General features: G+C 35.2%; 17 protein-coding genes and 1 tRNA gene. 15 read left to right on the forward strand and 3 right to left on the reverse strand.

The annotated features are described in order from the left end of the window. The first annotated feature begins 48 nt into the window (after positions 1-48). The 3 genes from EGI05_RS07445 to nadA all read left to right on the forward strand — a co-directional run bounded on the left by EGI05_RS07445 (position 49) and on the right by nadA (position 2,611). Positions 49-894: a YicC family protein gene (locus EGI05_RS07445; protein ID WP_245144236.1), complete on the forward strand. Its 846-nt coding sequence runs from the start codon at positions 49-51 to the stop codon at positions 892-894. A 92-nt stretch (positions 895-986) separates the two neighbouring features. Continuing rightward, positions 987-1,553, forward strand: a complete 567-nt coding sequence (gene gmk / locus EGI05_RS07450; protein WP_123262394.1) for a guanylate kinase — start codon at positions 987-989, stop codon at positions 1,551-1,553. Between the two features lie 38 nt (positions 1,554-1,591). Then, complete coding sequence (gene nadA, locus EGI05_RS07455) at positions 1,592-2,611, forward strand: quinolinate synthase NadA (protein WP_123262395.1); 1,020 nt, start codon at positions 1,592-1,594, stop codon at positions 2,609-2,611. Positions 2,612-2,647: 36 nt separating this feature from the next. Here the strand turns inward: nadA and EGI05_RS07460 are convergent, their stop codons facing one another. Further along, a complete protein-coding gene (locus tag EGI05_RS07460; RefSeq protein ID WP_123262396.1) occupies positions 2,648-2,848 on the reverse strand; it encodes a bacteriocin-like protein in 201 nt (66 codons plus the stop codon). A 312-nt stretch (positions 2,849-3,160) separates the two neighbouring features. On the opposite strand from EGI05_RS07460, the gene folB reads away from it, so the two are divergent. The 4 genes from folB to EGI05_RS07480 all read left to right on the forward strand — a co-directional run bounded on the left by folB (position 3,161) and on the right by EGI05_RS07480 (position 5,572). Further along, complete coding sequence (folB, locus tag EGI05_RS07465) at positions 3,161-3,529, forward strand: dihydroneopterin aldolase (RefSeq protein ID WP_185144957.1); 369 nt, start codon at positions 3,161-3,163, stop codon at positions 3,527-3,529. Positions 3,530-3,565: 36 nt separating this feature from the next. Next, a complete protein-coding gene (locus tag EGI05_RS07470; RefSeq protein WP_123262397.1) occupies positions 3,566-4,930 on the forward strand; it encodes a DUF4403 family protein in 1,365 nt (454 codons plus the stop codon). 11 nt (positions 4,931-4,941) lie between these two features. Beyond that, on the forward strand, positions 4,942-5,451 hold the full coding sequence (locus EGI05_RS07475) for an RDD family protein (protein ID WP_123262398.1): 510 nt from the start codon (positions 4,942-4,944) through the stop codon (positions 5,449-5,451). 50 nt (positions 5,452-5,501) lie between these two features. Further along, a tRNA-Cys gene (locus EGI05_RS07480) sits at positions 5,502-5,572 on the forward strand. A 772-nt stretch (positions 5,573-6,344) separates the two neighbouring features. On the opposite strand, the gene EGI05_RS07485 is transcribed toward EGI05_RS07480, so the two are convergent. Beyond that, entirely contained in the window at positions 6,345-6,581 is a 237-nt protein-coding gene (locus tag EGI05_RS07485) for a hypothetical protein (RefSeq protein ID WP_123262399.1), read from the reverse strand. 243 nt (positions 6,582-6,824) lie between these two features. Further along, positions 6,825-7,280, reverse strand: coding sequence for a hypothetical protein (locus tag EGI05_RS07490; RefSeq protein ID WP_123262400.1), 456 nt, complete (start codon positions 7,278-7,280; stop codon positions 6,825-6,827). 244 nt (positions 7,281-7,524) lie between these two features. Here EGI05_RS07490 and EGI05_RS07495 point away from each other — a divergent pair, with 244 nt between their 5' ends. The 8 genes from EGI05_RS07495 to EGI05_RS07530 all read left to right on the forward strand — a co-directional run bounded on the left by EGI05_RS07495 (position 7,525) and on the right by EGI05_RS07530 (position 16,805). After that, on the forward strand, positions 7,525-8,070 hold the full coding sequence (locus tag EGI05_RS07495) for a YMGG-like glycine zipper-containing protein (protein WP_123262401.1): 546 nt from the start codon (positions 7,525-7,527) through the stop codon (positions 8,068-8,070). Positions 8,071-8,123: 53 nt separating this feature from the next. After that, a complete protein-coding gene (locus EGI05_RS07500; RefSeq protein WP_123262402.1) occupies positions 8,124-9,767 on the forward strand; it encodes an LIC_10190 family membrane protein in 1,644 nt (547 codons plus the stop codon). A 41-nt stretch (positions 9,768-9,808) separates the two neighbouring features. After that, the gene (gene aroC / locus EGI05_RS07505; RefSeq protein ID WP_123262403.1) at positions 9,809-10,879 is read left to right on the forward strand and encodes a chorismate synthase; all 1,071 of its coding nucleotides are present in this window, start codon (positions 9,809-9,811) and stop codon (positions 10,877-10,879) included. 16 nt (positions 10,880-10,895) lie between these two features. Beyond that, positions 10,896-11,459: a thioredoxin family protein gene (locus EGI05_RS07510; protein ID WP_123262404.1), complete on the forward strand. Its 564-nt coding sequence runs from the start codon at positions 10,896-10,898 to the stop codon at positions 11,457-11,459. After that, entirely contained in the window at positions 11,456-11,995 is a 540-nt protein-coding gene (locus tag EGI05_RS07515; RefSeq protein WP_123262405.1) for a TlpA family protein disulfide reductase, read from the forward strand. Before EGI05_RS07510 ends, EGI05_RS07515 begins: the two co-directional genes overlap by 4 nt. Before the next feature lie 87 nt (positions 11,996-12,082). After that, positions 12,083-12,430 (forward strand): YkvA family protein, encoded by a 348-nt coding sequence (locus EGI05_RS07520; RefSeq protein ID WP_123262406.1) that lies wholly within the window; start codon positions 12,083-12,085, stop codon positions 12,428-12,430. A 118-nt stretch (positions 12,431-12,548) separates the two neighbouring features. Then, positions 12,549-13,928 carry an orotidine-5'-phosphate decarboxylase gene (pyrF, locus tag EGI05_RS07525; protein WP_123262407.1) on the forward strand — a complete coding sequence of 460 codons (1,380 nt, stop codon included), beginning with the start codon at positions 12,549-12,551 and terminating at the stop codon, positions 13,926-13,928. A gap of 54 nt (positions 13,929-13,982) precedes the next feature. Further along, positions 13,983-16,805: a gluzincin family metallopeptidase gene (locus EGI05_RS07530; protein ID WP_228428563.1), complete on the forward strand. Its 2,823-nt coding sequence runs from the start codon at positions 13,983-13,985 to the stop codon at positions 16,803-16,805. Positions 16,806-16,867 lie beyond the last annotated feature (62 nt).

Raw genomic sequence — 16,867 nt, forward strand, 5'->3', positions numbered from 1 at the left:
ATTTAAATGTTTATCTTTGTACAACAATAAAAAACTATGATTTTATCAATGACCGGCTTCGGCAGAGCTGAAGATGTTTTCGAAGGTAAAAAAATCTGTATAGATATTAAATCACTGAACAGCAAAGGCTTTGATTTGAATATCAAAATGCCTTTACGCTATAAGGAAAAAGAATTCGAAATCAGGAAAATTCTTAACGACAGGATCATCCGTGGAAAAGTAGACTGCTACATCAACCTGGAGAATCTTGAAGAAAGCAACGACGTGAAGATCAATAAAAATCTTATTGATTCTTACATGAATGAGCTTCGCAGCATTGCCTCGGACGGACCCGATTTTGAATACCTTAAAATGGCGGTAAGACTTCCCGATGCAGTTACTTCAAGACCAGATGAACTTTGTGAAGGGGAATGGGAAATGCTGGCCAATATCGTCAATAACGCATTAGACAGGTTTGAAGAATTCAGAAAAACAGAAGGTAAAATTCTCCATGAAGAACTGGAAAGAAACATCCAGAATATCGATAAATATTTATCTGAAGTGATTCCTTTTGAAGAAGTAAGGATTCAAAGTGTAAAAGAGCGTTATCAAAAAGCATTGAAAGAATTTGAAAACGTAGATGAAACCCGTTTCTACCAGGAAATGGCTTATTTCACGGAAAAACTGGATATCTCCGAGGAAAAGGTAAGACTATCACAACATTTGAAATATTACAAAGAAGTGATGGACAATGAAGATTTCAATGGAAAGAAGCTTGGATTCATTTCCCAGGAAATCGGAAGAGAGATCAACACATTAGGATCAAAAGCCAATCATGCTGAAATCCAAAAGCTGGTGGTGATGATGAAAGATGATCTGGAAAAAATTAAAGAACAAACATTAAACGTATTATAGTAATGAGTTATAAGTAATGAGTTATAAGTTGCCTATTGTTACAGCTTAAAATAACTCATCATTCATAACTCATCACTCATAACTATTTAATAATGAATAAAGTTATCATATTTTCGGCCCCATCAGGAAGCGGGAAGACAACATTGGTAAAGCATTCTCTGGAAACATTTCCGGAACTTGAATTTTCTATTTCGTGCACTACAAGACAGCCGAGAGGCAGTGAAGTTCATACAGTAGACTATCATTTTTTAACGCCTGATGAATTCAGACAGAAAATTTCCGAAGATGCTTTCGTAGAATATGAAGAAGTATATACGGACAAATATTACGGGACTTTAAAATCTGAAGTGGAAAAGATCTGGAATAAGGGAAAAGTAGTTATTTTTGATGTAGATGTAAAAGGCGGAATTTCCTTAAAAAAATATTTCGGGGAAAAAGCATTGTCTATTTTCATTGAACCTCCTTCCATTGAAGAATTGGAACGAAGATTGATTACAAGAAATACGGATGATGCGGAAACCATCAAAACCCGTGTAGCAAAGGCGGAAGAGGAAATGACCTATGCTAATGAATTTGATAAAATCGTAGTGAATACTGATCTGGATGAAGCTAAAAAAGAAATAGAAAATTTAATAAAAAATTTTATCAGTAGCCACTAAAAATTTCTACTTTTAAAAACAAAAAACATAAGGTTGATATGAGTACCGAAACATTAGAAAAAGCGAAATCCGCTATTCCGGTTAGAGGATTTTTAGATATAAAAGATATTGCCATTCCGCAGGGAGAAGATTTGGTGAAGGCTATTCTTGATCTTAAGAAAGAGAAAAATGCAGTGATTCTGGCCCATTATTACCAGCCAGGTGAGATCCAGGATATTGCTGATTTCCTGGGAGATTCTTTACAATTGGCAAGACAGGCTAAAGAAACCAATGCGGATATGATTGTATTCTGCGGAGTCCATTTCATGGCTGAAGCAGCAAAAATTTTAAATCCAACTAAAAAAGTAGTTCTTCCGGACACCATGGCGGGATGCTCTTTGGCAGACGGATGCAGTGGAGAAGGGCTAAGAAAAATGCGTGAACAATATCCTAATGCTTTAGTGGCCACTTACATCAACTGTAACGCAGAAACCAAAGCTGAAAGTGATATCATCGTAACGAGCTCCAATGCTGAAACCGTAATTGAAGCTTTACCAAAAGACAGACCGATCATTTTCGCTCCGGATAAAAACTTAGGAAGATATCTATCGAAGAAAACCGGCCGTGATATGATCCTTTGGGACGGAAGCTGTATCGTTCATGAAGCATTTTCTATGGAGAGAATCGCTAAACAAATGGCAGACAATCCTGATGCCAAATTAATTGCACACCCTGAAAGTGAAGAAGCAGTGTTAAAACTTGCTCATTTTATCGGGTCTACTTCTGCTCTATTGAATTATGTAGAAAAAGACGATTGCCAGAAATTCATCATCGCCACAGAAGAAGGTATCCTTCACGAAATGAAAAAACGTGCTCCGCACAAAGAGTTGATTCCGGCGTTGGTTTTTGATGAAAGCTGTAACTGTTCGGAGTGTTTCTATATGAAGCGTAATACAATGGAAAAATTATATTTATGCATGAAATATGAGCTTCCGGAGATTCTTATCGATGAAGAACTTCGTTTAAAAGCATTGAAGCCTATTGAAGCGATGCTTGATCTTTCAAAAAGCATAAAATAAAGTAAAAGCACTGTTTTCACAGTGCTTTTTTATTCATTATTCTACTGTGAGAGGGAAACAGGTCCAAGCAACAATCATCTGTGCTTTACAGCAATCCGTCAAAGCCTGATATTGAGCACAGGTACGCGAAGCCCCTGATCCGGGAGGACCGAACGTTGTACCAGCCGGGTAAGGACAGCCTCCCAGACAGCCTGAACCCTGAATGTTTTTTAATTCTGATCGTGATAATTTTTTCATAATAATATGGTTTTGGTTCTATGAGTTAAATTTAAAATTATACCATAGGAGGCTAACAGGTTTTCCCTGGTATAAATCGCCATTCCTTTTTTTTGCTCTTCTCTCAAAAGCTTTTTTATAATGATTCAGTATTTATGATGTACAAATATGATGTACAAATATTATTATTAAAAACAAAATTTCATAACTGTAGCGAATCATCAAGTAAGTGTAAGATTTTCTCCGGGTTTTGTATTTTCAGATATTAATCTCAATTTTATTTTTTGTTTTGATCCTGAATGTGATAATTTTGTTCTATAAAAATTGAGAATCATGAGCAAGATCTTTCTTGAAGACGTAAAAATATATGCCCATCATGGGGTTCTTCCCGAAGAAAACATTATTGGTACTTATTATATCATCAATGCTGAACTCCATACGGATTTATGGAAGGCATCTGAGTCTGATGATCTTCATGATACCATAAGCTATGCAGATATTAATGAGGTCATCCATACAGAAATGAAGATCAAATCCAGGCTTTTGGAACATGTAGCAGGAAGGATGATTTCAAAAATCCATGAAAAATTCCCCCAAATTGATTATATCAGAATCAGGATTACTAAAACAAGCCCGCCCATGCAAGGGGAAATGAAAGGGGCAAGTATAGAACTCGAAAAAGGTTTTAAACCGGAGAATTAAAAATATTCTTATTTTCGTTGATAAAAACATCAAGAATTGAAATTCATCAAAATAGTATTTCTGTTGGCTTTTATAACTACTTTCGGACAGAATAGTAGCACTAATCAATTAGCCGTTTACAATTTCCCGAAAATCAAATCCAGCATTACGATGCCGGTTACTATTCCGCTTTCGGGGATCAGCAGCATTATCAATTCATCTGTAAAAGATCTCATTTATCAGGATGACTCTTATACGGATAACAATAATGACCAGTTCAAGGTAAAAGTCTGGAAGACCCGTCCGATCCGATTGGTAGGGGGAACCAATCAGAACCTTTTAATTGAAGTTCCTTTAAAAATATGGGCAGAAAAAGGAATCGGCACGTTGGGTGTTTATTCCTATCAGAATACCACTTTCGAAACCGTGATGTATTTCAATTCTGCTTTGAATTTTAAAAATAACTGGACCATTACAACCAATACTCAGCCAATGGGCTTTAAATGGGTGACCAAACCAGTTCTGGATTTTGGAAAAATTGAAATTCCCATTACTTCTTTGGTTGAAAAAAGTTTAAAAGAGCAACAGGAAAAATTCTGTAAGACCATCGACCAGCAAATGGCCTCTCAACTGAATTTCCAGCAATATGCAGTCATGGCATGGAATGTTTTTTCACAGCCTTTCCATATTTCCGAAGATTATAACACATGGCTGAAAGTAACTCCTGTAAACGTCAATATCACTCCACTAAAGTTTTACGGAAACCAGATCGACACGAATATAGGAATTGATATTTATTCCGAAACCTTTACAGGAAGCAAACCGGAGTCATCTCAACCCATAAAGTCGGCTGCCAATTTTAATTTTATTCCTCTTCTTGCAGATAAGTTCCTTCTTCAGACTACAGCCAATGTTCCTTTTACTGAAGCCACCCATATTGCGAGAAACATGTTTTTGAATAAGGAATATGATGTGCGCGGCTCTAAGGTAAAAATCACGGACATAAAAGTATATGGGGTCGAAAACAGAATTATGATCGAAGCCGAAACGGAAGGATACGTAAAAGGTAAATCTTTCATTTCAGGAATCCCGGTGTATGATGAAACCAAAAAGAAAATCGTTTTGTCACAGACCAAATTCAACCTGAAAACTTCCAATATACTGCAAAAAACGGCTACCCTTTTATTCAAAGGCAAAATCGTTAAAATGATTGAGGAAGAATATGGAATTCCTACCCAGGAATTGGAACTTGCTTCCAAAAAAAGCATTGAAGAAGCATTCAATAAAGAATATTACAAAGGACTGAAAATGAATGGAAAAGTTTTCACCCTGAAACCTGCCAATATTCTTTTAAACCCATCAGGAATTACGGCCGTTATTGATACCAATGCCACTTTAAAACTAATGATCAACGGAATTTAAAAAACATAGATATGAGAAGAATTTTAAGTATTGTTGAATACAATAAAAGCTCACTAGGGCTTCGATTTGCCAATTTGATTATAGATAGAGTTGTTGTTTTCGCCTTGTTTTTCTTGTTTGGATTATTTTCGTCCATTACTTATCAACTATTAAATATTGATTTCTTTATTAGTATCACTGATAAGCTTAGTAATCTCAGCAAAATGGGAGATATGATTTTGACATCAACCGTCTATTTTCTCTATCTGCTTTTGATGGAATATTTTACCAAGGGAAGAACAATTGGCAAATATATAACAGGAACTAAAGTAATAAGTACAGATGGCGCTGAACCTTCATTCCAGGACTATTTTATCCGAAATATTTCAAGGTTTGTTCCTTTTGATGCTCTTTCTTTTTTCGGAACCAATGGATGGCATGATAGCTGGAGCAATACAAGAGTAATTAATGTGAAAAAATATGAGTCTGAAAAACAGGCAAAAGCAGATATAAACAGTCTTGGCGAGAAAGAAATTGCCTAAAAAACTTTGATTGATTAATAAAAATATTTATATTTGCACACTTCAAAAATGGTACTTTGGCCGAGCGGCTAGGCAGTGGTCTGCAACACCATCTACAGCGGTTCGAATCCGCTAGGTACCTCATCAAACCTCTAAATTAATTTAGAGGTTTTTTATTTTTCTAACAATCTACACTTTACGGAATACCATAATCATGACTTTTGATTTATTAATTCAGGTTGAATAAAAAAATTCCCCGGATCTCTCCAGGGAAAAAAACTAATAACCATGAAAACTCATACGAGTATGAGTCACATTGTTAGTAATAAAAATTATGCCAAGTATTCTGATATCCAAAAATTGTTGAAAAAAAACGATAAAGTTCTATAAAAAATAAAACTTCCTCTTGGGAAGAGGAAGTTTAAAGCATAGATAGTATAAGATGAAAAAAAAGTATGTCTTGAATTCTTTAATAAAAATACTACTTCATGACCAAAAGAATTATGACTTCAGTCATAATCAAAAAATAAGTCAGAAAATAATATCATTGAAGCCATTGAATCTTGATTGTATTCAGTAAGCCTATAAAAAAGAAACCTCCCATTTTCATGGGAGGAAAAACACAAATGATGAAAAAAAATTATTTCGAATGTCTTTCGACAGCTCAAAATTAAAAAATATTCAGCTTTTAGTCAAGAGAAAAGTCAAAATAATCATAAAAATTTTTAAACGAACAATTCTAAAAAATTATAAAGTGTTATGTTTAAATTTTTTACAACATAAAATTCTTCATTAATCAGTGAGTTTGAAGGATAAAATAAGCACAAAATTAAATTTTCACATCAATCCCACATAAAACAGAAAACTCCTCAGAAGAGGAGTTAAAAAAAGTATATGGGGTCTAAAAAAGTGTTTTACCTGTTAAGCGAATCAGCTTTATTGTTATTCATATTCCCATTTCTGGTATTGCTACGATTTATACTATCCTGAGCGGCAGACAGAGTATCTGCCGGAGCCGTGGATGTGATAGTATCCGAAATCGTATCATTAGATATTGTTGCAGAATCAATGTTATTGTTATCCTGCGTTTCAGTTTTTTTACAACTTAAAACAAAAAGAGCCATTCCTAGTAATAACAAAAAATTTTTCATATATAAAATATTTAAGTGGTTTAGTGGTGTGTAATAATATGATTCAAATATATACAGGAATAATTTGATATTATATGCGTAGAATCATAAACCCTATTTTCCAAAAAAATAGCCTCCTTTTCAGGAGGCCGTAAAAACACAAATGATGAAAAATTCTACTCAAAAGTTAAATTCTGAACAGAATATTGTCATAGTTGAATAACTATATCTTTTATGATTACTTGCAAAAACTTTGCCTAATCATTATTCTTCCCAGGCAATCGGAACATATATGGTTACATATCCGTCCGCATCAACCTGAGCATCAGAGACCGTTGCCACCACTGAACCGTAGCCAACCCAGCCTCCTTGCCCCTGCATTGCAGTGAAAGTATAGGTTCCTTCAGGAAGGCCATCATAAAATTGAGGAAGAGATTGAAAGCCGCCGCTGCTATAACCATAACTATCGTAAGATTCTCCTGTTGCCACATTCGTAGCCACAAAACCGCCTAAATCATAACTTCCTGAAAGTGTTTTCACTCCACTTTGGGAAACCAGTCCATAACGGATTTGATACGTTTCGGTTTTGGAAGCTTCTTTGGAATTTGCTGAATGGGTTACCGTTGGAGAATCCATTACTAGATCATCGTTGGAAGTACATGCTGTAACAGTAATTCCCAGCCCTGCAATAAGCAAAGCTTTTAAAGTTGTTTTTTTCATAAAAATGTAATTTGGTATATCCAAAGTTAACTTATTTAATATTAACTCAATAACAATTTATTTTATGGAAATAATTTCGGATTTCATTTATCTTCTAAAAAGCCCGGAAACAAACATAAAAACTAATACGACAATTAAATTTTAAGATTTTTTTGAACTTTTTAACATTACTTAACTTAAACTTGGCTTCATAATTGAGAATTAGATAATAGCCAACAGGCTCACAAGTATAAAAATTTGAATTATGAAAAATATAGTATTAGCAGGTTTAATGTCAGTATTTGTAATGACGGCCTGTAAAAAAGATGACCGAACAGCTGAAAAATCTCTTGAACAACAAAAATTGGAATTCCAGGCTAGACAACTTGAGATTGAAAAACAAAAGCTAGCCATTGAAAAAGAAAAAATTGTATACGAAGCCCAGAAAAAGGCAGATAGTATTGCGGAAAGCAAAAAAACAAGAGCTGTGGCAGAAAATAATTCAAGACCACAGGTGATAAGAGAAACCAGAACAGTATATAGAGACAGAGAAACAAGTTCAGGTTCAGGAAATGGTACTTATGCCAATAATGGAACCAGTTCATCACAAGGTACTACTCAGAAAAAAGGAATGAGTAAAGCTGCTAAAGGTACCATCATCGGTACAGTGGGTGGTGCAGCCGCAGGTGCTATCATCAGTAAGAAGAATAGAGGACTTGGTGCTGTTATCGGTGGTGTTGTAGGGGGAGCAACCGGTTATACAATTGGTAGATCACAAGATAGAAAAGACGGAAGAGTTCAGCCTCAATAATAAATATATAATAAAACACCAAAAGATTGCTTATTTTTAAGCAATCTTTTTTTATGGCCTTTATTCTATTTTCCTTATTACTTCTCTTTCCTTCATGTATGGGATTGGGAAAAATCACAGAGAGCCTTTTGGGTTCTTTATTCCATGGAATCTCAGGTAAAATACTCTCAGGAATCCTAGCTATAACTACAATCTGGACCTTCGCAGCATTTTTTATCCCACTAAACATCTATGTGGAAATAGCTACTTTATTATTGGGGTTATTCTGTTTCTTCAGATACAGATTATACAATGAATGGTACCATTTTTCCAGAAAAGAAAGCCTTTTAATAGGCCTCATTTCTTTAGTTGTTTTATTTTGCAGTTCATTTTACCCTTATATTTTAGATCATTTTGGATATTATGTTCCAACCATACAATGGCTTACAGAATATGGAATAGTAAAAGGCATTTCCAATCTGGATCTTACTCTTGGGCAGGTATCTTTTTGGCATATCTTTCAGGCGGGGTTTTCCAATTTCTCAGATCCATTTCTTAGGATTAATGCTATAATATTAATTGTTTATACCGTTTACATTGTAGAAAAAAAGAGATGGATACATCTTTGTTTCATTCCAGTTCTCTTATTGTTTACACAGTCTCCAAGCCCGGATTTACCGGCCATCATTTTTTCACTGATCATTTTAAACGAAATACTATCCGAAAATAAAAACAGCAGACTTATTTTCCTGTTCTCAGCATTTGTCTTCGCCATTAAGCCTACAATGATCTGGCTTCCGATTTTGAGCATGCTCTATTCTGTTTTCATCCTTAAAGCCAATATTAAAAGTTTCGGTTTTGGAGCTCTGGTGATCCTTCTGTTCTGTATTAAAAATATCTGGACATTCGGATTTCCTGTTTTCCCGGTAGCGGTGATAGATTTAGGAGTCAGCTGGAAACCTAATCCGGAAGTTTTAAAAATATCTTCCCAATATGCCCTATTAAAAACCTATGACATGCAATATTCCTATCAGGAAATTCAACAATTTTCCTGGTTAGATTATATTAAGAACTGGCTTTTTTTAAATGGAATCAAATCTAAGATCAATATTTTATTTATAGCGAGCTTATTATTCTTTACCCTTTTCGCTTTTATTAAAAGGAAGCCCATTCTTTCTCTGCTCTGCATTTCAATTCTTATCAAAAGCGTACTGGTGCTACTCTTTTCCGCCCAGTACAGATTTTTTATAGACGTCCTGTTCGTGCTATTTTTCATCTTGTTTCTGGATTATTTTAATAAAAAAAGGGCACTTTTATTTTTTTCATGTACGAGCCTTCTTTTCATTGGCTTTTTATCTTTTCCGGAAATAATCCAACAGCATATTCCAAGTTTCAGGCTCAGCAATTTTATGGGCAAGTTTGATAAGAAACAACTTTATCAGCCTTCTTCTTATCAATACCAACCATTTGATTCTTATCAGGTGGGGAACCTGAAATTCAATGTTTCAACAAATTATCCTTTTAATTTTGATACTCCGCTTCCTGCCATTTCCTCAAGCTATGTTTTTGATGACGCAAAAGCCGGAATCTTTCCACAACTTATCGACGCAAAGGATCTTCGGAAAGGGTTCATATGGAAAAAAATGAACTCACAGGAAAAAAGAGAAGCCGAAAATGTTATTCAAACTATCAAAAACTCCTATAAACAGAACAAATAGAAGAACTTTATTATCTGGAGAAAAAACGGTAATTTTGTATCATGTTCAATACTTTAGGTAATCTTCTCAGTCTTACAACATTTGGAGAAAGTCACGGTGCGGCTTATGGCGGCATCATCAATAATTTCCCGGCAGGTTTAACCATCGATTTCGATAAAATCCAGTATGAGCTGGATCGAAGAAAACCTGGCCAATCAGCAATTGTCACTCAAAGAAAAGAAGGTGACAAAGTACAATTCCTTTCCGGTATTTTTGAAGGGAAAACAACGGGAACTCCCATCGGCTTTATTATCGAAAACGAAAATCAGAAATCAAAAGATTATGACCATATTGCGAAGTCTTATCGTCCAAGTCATGCAGACTTCACCTATGATCAGAAATTCGGAATAAGAGATTATCGTGGCGGTGGAAAATCTTCAGCCAGAGAAACTATGAACTGGGTGGTTGCGGGAGCAATGGCTAAGCAATTGTTATCAGATATTGAGATCAACGCCTATGTATCTTCCGTAGGTGAGATTTTCTGTGAAAAGCCCTACCAGGATTTGGATTTCTCCAAAACCGAAACCAATGAAGTCCGTTGTCCGGATGCAGAAACGGCAGAAAAAATGATTTCCAAAATAAAAGAAATTAAAAAAGAAGGAAATACCATTGGCGGAACCATCACTTGCGTCATTAAAAATGTTCCTGTAGGAATTGGTGAACCTGTTTTTTCCAAATTGCAGGCAGAACTGGCCAAAGCAATGCTTAATATCAATGCCTGCAAAGGTTTTGAGTATGGAAGCGGTTTTTGTGGAGCTAAAATGACAGGAAAAGAGCATAATGATGCCTTCAATACTGATTTTACAACAAAATCAAACCTTTCCGGCGGAATCCAGGGCGGAATTTCCAATGGAATGGATATTTATTTCAGGGTAGCTTTTAAACCTGTAGCGACTATTTTAAGACCTCAGGAAAGTGTAGACCGGGAAGGTAATCCTGTAATTGTGGAAGGAAAGGGAAGACATGATCCGTGTGTATTGCCAAGGGCCGTCCCTGTAGTGGAAAGCCTTGCCGCTTTTGTGTTGGCGGATCTGTTTTTGATTAATAAAACAAGAAATATCAATAATTTTTAAATATCATATTGTAGTAATGAAAAATTACTGGGATAAAGCAATCACTTTTGAAGAATACATCCAGATTGCAAAACAAAGACTTGAAACCCCTTCTAATCAACAGGAGGCAGATTATAAACAATATTATGAATTAGGTCTTCAGAGAATAGACAGGACTTTAAAAAAGTATGTGCCTGACGAAGAGCAGCTCAATCTACTGAATGCCAAAAACTTCGACGGAAAAATCCTGATCATTTCCGAAGCTTGGTGTGGCGATGCAAGTGCAACAGTTCCAGCTTTAGTTAAATTTTTTGAAGGACGCAACGAAGTAAAAATCTTTCTTAGAGACAGCGATACGAGTCTTATTAATCAGTTTTTAACGGACGGAACACAATCTATCCCAAAGGTTCTTATTTTAGATAACGATTTCAATGTAAAGAATTCGTGGGGGCCACGTCCGAAGTTCGGTAAAGAATTATTAATGAAATTCAAGGCCGATCCCGAAGCTTATCCTAGAGAGCAGTTTTATAACGATCTCCAGATTTATTATGCTAAAAACAGAGGTAAAGACGCCATCCAGGAAATTGTAGAATTATTATGAAAAAAAATATAATTTATATTGTATTGATCGTCATTATCGGAATCATTGCATTGGTACCGGGAGTAAAGGATTTTCTGAGAAATCAGTTTTTCCCGATTGCCACGATTGAAAATGCAGTGACCGTAAGTGAAGAAGACTATGATATAGATCTTCAGGGGATCAATGTTCCGAGTACCAATCTTAAAAACCTAAAGGATAAACCTATTTTCCTGAATTTTTGGGGAACGTGGTGTCCTCCATGCAGAAAAGAATGGCCAAGTATTCAGAAATTGTATGATACCAGAAAAGGAAACGTAGACTTTGTTCTGATCGCCATGAATGATGAAGAGGCTGCGGTGAGAAAATTTTTACAGGAAAACAAATACACGGTTCCGGTTTATATTGCTCAAAGCCCTATCTCAGAAAAGTTGTTGCCAAAAGTGTTCCCTACCACTTTCCTTCTGGATAAAACCGGAAGAATCATCATTAAAGAAGATGCCTACAGAGACTGGAATACAGAATCTGTGCATCAATTTATTGATAATATTGTTAAATAATTTTTTAACTAAATTTTATAACAGATTTGGTACAGAATTTGAGAATTTTGTAGAGTTGGAAAATCATTTATTAAAACTAAACACAAAATGAAGTATTCAAAACTAAACCTGGCTAAAGAAGCGATCAACCATAAAGGTTTCGTGAAAAAAATCCCTGATATTTTCAGGATGGTCAAACTATGGAGAAAAGGACTTTATCCTATGAAATCTGTAGATATCATTCTGCCTCTATTAGGACTTTTATATGTGATCTCTCCTATTGACCTGCTTCCTGATTTTGCATTACCTGTATTAGGTGTAATGGATGATCTGGCCATTTTATCTCTTGCCATCCCTAAGTTGATCAAAGAAGTTGATAAATTCTTGCTTTGGGAGGCCGAAAAAAAATATAAGGACGGTGATACTAAAGTAATCGACGCTGAAATTGTAGAGTAATTAACAAATAATATTCTTCTAGCCATTCCATGATCGGGATGGCTTTTTTTTAGAAATTCATCATAAATTTTTAAGCCTTATTTCAAATCATTAAATTTGCAATATCTAATAAAAAATAATGGAAAGTAAAAAAGAATTCTTTTTAGAGTGCTACAAACTGGGAATCATTAAATTCGGGAGATTCACCCTGAAAAGCGGCATCGAAAGTCCGTTTTATGTAGACCTAAGACCTTTAGCTTCAGACCCTAAAATTTTAAAAAACCTTGCTAATTATCTATTGGAAATGCTTCCGCTGGATAATTTCGACTTAATCTGCGGAGTTCCTTATGCAGCCCTTCCCATGGCTACAGCGATGTCCCTGGAAAGTTATATTCCGCTGATCATTAAAAGAAAAGAGGCAAAAAGCTACGGAACTAAAAAGATGATCGAGGGAATTTACCAGAAAGGGCAAAACTGTCTTTTGGTAGAAGACGTTATTACTTCCGGAAAATCTTTGGTAGAAACCATTGCTGAAATTGAGCAGGAAGATATTAAAGTTTCTGATATTGTTGTAGTGCTTGACAGAGAGCAAGGAGGAAAACAACTTTTAGAAAGTAAAGGATACAGAGTTCATACTCTTTTCAATATTTCTGAAGTTTGTGGGATTCTACAAGAGAATGGTGAACTGACTGATGATGAGGTGAAAAGAATTCAGGACTTCCTTCAGGGAAATCATATTCAGTTTGAAGAGAAGACAAGATGTTCTTATGAGCAAAAACTGAAAAACGCTCAACATTCGGTTTCTAAAAAATTATTGGAAACGGCTTTGGCAAAACAATCCAATCTTATTGCTTCAGCTGATGTTACGACTACCCAGGAATTATTAGAGCTGGCTGAAAAAGTCGGTCCGCATATTATTGCCTTAAAAACCCATATCGACATTATTTCCGATTTCGAATACGAAAAAACAATCGTTCCATTGAAGGCACTGGCTGCCAAACATCAGTTCTTATTGATGGAAGACAGAAAATTTGCCGATATTGGTAACACACAGGAGCTTCAGTTCACTAGCGGAGTTTTCAAAATTACAGACTGGGCTGATTTTGTAACCTCTCAGGTAATCGGGGGATTTGAATCGTTGGACTGCTTTAACAATGTAGGTGTTGTAGCAATCATCGGAATGTCTTCCAAAGGAACTTTAACAACGAATGATTATCGTGAGGAAGCCCTTAAAATAGCTTTATCTCATCCTAATGTTATCGGCGGGGTATCTCAAAACCAGCTTCCGGATGAAATCTTATTGTTTACACCTGGAGTAAACCTTGCAGATTCCGGCGACGGAAAAGGACAGCAGTATAATACTCCGGAACATGTTTTCAAAAATCTTCACACAGATTTCATCATTGTAGGAAGAGGAATTTATAAAGCGGCTAATGCTGAAGAAGCTGCCATCACCTATAAAAATGAAGGTTGGAAAGCGTATGTTAATTCTTTGGAAAAAAAAGTAATTCAGAGTTAAAAACTTACAGACTATAATCAAAATAAGTTTATATTTGAACTTTATCACAGACGTTTGAAAAAGGTTATTAGTATTTGTCTTATTTTGTTTGCCGGTGTTGCTGAAGTTGCTGCCCAAAATGACAGCATTTATATTGAAGCGAAATTGTCTCCGGACAAGAAAACACTATCTGTAAATCAGGAGCTCGTTTATTATAACCATTCTGAAAAAGATTTAAAAACGATCAAATTATTAAGCTGGGTGTCCGCTTATAAGAAAAGAGGAACTTCTTTGGTGTACCGCAAGCTTGAGGACAGAAATAATGATCTCCATTTTGCAAAACAGGATCAGCTTGGAAATCTTCTGTCATTAAACATCAAGAGCGGAGATCAAGAGCTTTTACCCACCAATAAAACTTCTGATGAGAATCTTTTTATTCCTTTAGCCAGTCCGTTACAACCTGGTGAAAGTATACAATTACAACTGCAGTATCAGATCCAGCTTCCCGATAGTAAATTTACCGACTACGGAATCTCTGATAAAAATGTAGCCTTAAAATATTTCTTTATTGTTCCGGATCATTTCGATCCGGACAATATTTCCAAAAGAAATTATCACGATATTGAAGAATCCGTGAATTTCAACACATATTGGACGATCAATTTTGATCTTCCGGTTAATTATTATATTGAAAGTAACCTTCCTCAAATTCAAATGAATTCTTTTAAAGGATATTTGGATTCCGATCCGGAGTTTATCGTTTCCCAACATGAATATCCTTCTATAAAGGTTAAAACTGAAGGAATAGATACGGAAATAAAATTCGGGTATAATTTAAAACCTGATGAAAAACAAAATCTGGAGTTCTATCTTCCTTTACATTTAAAATTCCTTCAGGAAAAGTTAGGTTCTATTCCCAAGAAAATTTTTATCTCCGATAAATTCAGGGGGAAAGAGGATTTCTTCGGGAATAATGACATTAAATTCTGGAAATTTAAATTTCAATTGTTCAGTGATGCTGAAAAAACAGACCAGGATTATTTTGGAATTATTACAAAAAAAATCCTGGATGAAAAGATCATTGCTGATAAACAAGATGACCACTGGTTCAAAAATGGGTTAAAGTCATACCTGGAAATACAATATTTAAAAAAGTTCTATAGTAATGCTTTGTTGCTTGGTAAACTTCCTGAAACTAAAATTTTTGGAGTTAAGCCTTTAAAGCTTTTTCATGCTTCTGAGGTAAAGCTTTTGGATCGTTATGGATTAGCCTATCAGTATATCATGTCTCAGAATCTTGACCAGAAGATTGATGAAAAGTTTGCTGCCTTAAGCAACTTTAATGATATGGCGATCAGCAGTTTTGAAACAGGAACACTTTTCAATTATACTGCAGATAAAATGGGTACTGAAAATTTTGAGCAGCTTTTACAACAATATATTGATAGAAATACCCATCATCCTGTAAAACCCAGAGACTTCCTTCAAGAGCTTGCTGAAAAAGATCCATCCGCGAATTACCTTTCCGGCTTCCTTAATCAGAAAAACAGGGTAAATTTTAAATTGCGAAAGTTTAAAAAAGAAGGAGATTCTCTCAATGTGAAAATATACAAAAACACAGAAAATGTGATTCCTGTAAAACTGGAAACCCAAGCCAAAGATGAAGATAAACAAAGCTATTGGATAGAAACCAAGGAAGGGGAAAGAAAAATGACCGTTCCTATACCCGCTTTGGATACCTATAAAATTACTCTCAATGACGATTATATTTTCCCGGAATCCAATTACCGCGACAATTTTTTATATGCCAAAGGATTTTTTTCCAATATGAAAAAAATCAAAATAAAGCTTATAAAAGATATTCCCAATCCGGAATTCAATGAAATCTACCTGAATCCAAGAGTACGCTTTAATAATACTTATGATAAGTTTTTGTTTGGGATCAATTTCAAGAATCAATCATTTTTTGATCAGAAATTTCTGTATTCCATTACTCCGATGTACAGTTCCGGTACAGGAAAGCTTACAGGTTCCGGTACAGTTTCTTATTCATTCTTACCAGCAGAAAGTATTATCAGAAGCTTAACATTTGGGGTTACGGGTTCTTATTTTCATTATGACTATGATCTCGCTTATAGAAAAGCATCTATTTTCTCCAATATCAACTTTAGAAAAAATCCGAGAAGTACGGTAAGCAGAGGGATCGGAATTTCTTATAATTTTCTTGAAAGGGATTTAAGTCCTGCTATGATTGCTAAAAAGGATTATGACAAATATAATCTCTGGAGCATTGGATATGGATATACGGACAATCAGATGATCCACGAAAAAAGCCTGAGCGTAAGTACCCAATGGATGGAAGATTTTAATAAAATTACTGCAGAAGGATTTTACCGATGGGAATTTGCCCCGAAACAAAAATTAAGTTTAAGATTATTCGCCGGATATTTCTTGAGAAACGAAGCCAGGAATAATACTTTTAATTATGGAATTTCAAGGGTTTCCAATTATGCTTTCTCTTACAATCTTTTGGGGGAAAGTGCTACTGGCGGAATCCTATCTCAACAGTATATTTTGGCTGATGGGGGTTTTAAATCTTTTATTCCGGGAACCGTCAATCAATGGATTACTTCTTTTAATGTGGATTCCAGTGTATGGAAAATCTTCCACGTCTATGCTGATGTTGGAATGTATAAGAATAAAAATGCTTCCACTCAATTTATTTGGGACAGTGGTATAAAAGTAAGAGTAATTCCTGATTTCCTCGAAGTCTACTTCCCTATCCAGTCTTCCTTAGGTTTTGAACCTTCTTTTAAAGATTATGCCAAACGAATACGATATACACTGGTTTTAAATCTAGGAGCTGTTATCAATGCAGCGAGAAGAGGTTGGTATTAAACGAAATAAAAAAAATCAGGCATTCTGCGAATGCCTGATTTTTTTATTGTATGCTTTAAAGA

It is taken from the genome of Chryseobacterium daecheongense (assembly GCF_003729955.1).
Classification (GTDB): Bacteria; Bacteroidota; Bacteroidia; order Flavobacteriales; family Weeksellaceae; genus Chryseobacterium; species Chryseobacterium daecheongense.

Coding starts and splice junctions, on each gene's coding strand:
- EGI05_RS07445 (WP_245144236.1), top strand. CDS start 49: ATGACCGGCTTCGGCAGAGCTGAAGATGTTTTCGAAGGTAAAAAAATC.
- gmk (WP_123262394.1), top strand. CDS start 987: ATGAATAAAGTTATCATATTTTCGGCCCCATCAGGAAGCGGGAAGACA.
- nadA (WP_123262395.1), top strand. CDS start 1,592: ATGAGTACCGAAACATTAGAAAAAGCGAAATCCGCTATTCCGGTTAGA.
- EGI05_RS07460 (WP_123262396.1), bottom strand. CDS start 2,848: ATGAAAAAATTATCACGATCAGAATTAAAAAACATTCAGGGTTCAGGC.
- folB (WP_185144957.1), top strand. CDS start 3,161: ATGAGCAAGATCTTTCTTGAAGACGTAAAAATATATGCCCATCATGGG.
- EGI05_RS07475 (WP_123262398.1), top strand. CDS start 4,942: ATGAGAAGAATTTTAAGTATTGTTGAATACAATAAAAGCTCACTAGGG.
- EGI05_RS07485 (WP_123262399.1), bottom strand. CDS start 6,581: ATGAAAAATTTTTTGTTATTACTAGGAATGGCTCTTTTTGTTTTAAGT.
- EGI05_RS07490 (WP_123262400.1), bottom strand. CDS start 7,280: ATGAAAAAAACAACTTTAAAAGCTTTGCTTATTGCAGGGCTGGGAATT.
- EGI05_RS07495 (WP_123262401.1), top strand. CDS start 7,525: ATGAAAAATATAGTATTAGCAGGTTTAATGTCAGTATTTGTAATGACG.
- EGI05_RS07500 (WP_123262402.1), top strand. CDS start 8,124: ATGGCCTTTATTCTATTTTCCTTATTACTTCTCTTTCCTTCATGTATG.
- aroC (WP_123262403.1), top strand. CDS start 9,809: ATGTTCAATACTTTAGGTAATCTTCTCAGTCTTACAACATTTGGAGAA.
- EGI05_RS07510 (WP_123262404.1), top strand. CDS start 10,896: ATGAAAAATTACTGGGATAAAGCAATCACTTTTGAAGAATACATCCAG.
- EGI05_RS07515 (WP_123262405.1), top strand. CDS start 11,456: ATGAAAAAAAATATAATTTATATTGTATTGATCGTCATTATCGGAATC.
- EGI05_RS07520 (WP_123262406.1), top strand. CDS start 12,083: ATGAAGTATTCAAAACTAAACCTGGCTAAAGAAGCGATCAACCATAAA.
- pyrF (WP_123262407.1), top strand. CDS start 12,549: ATGGAAAGTAAAAAAGAATTCTTTTTAGAGTGCTACAAACTGGGAATC.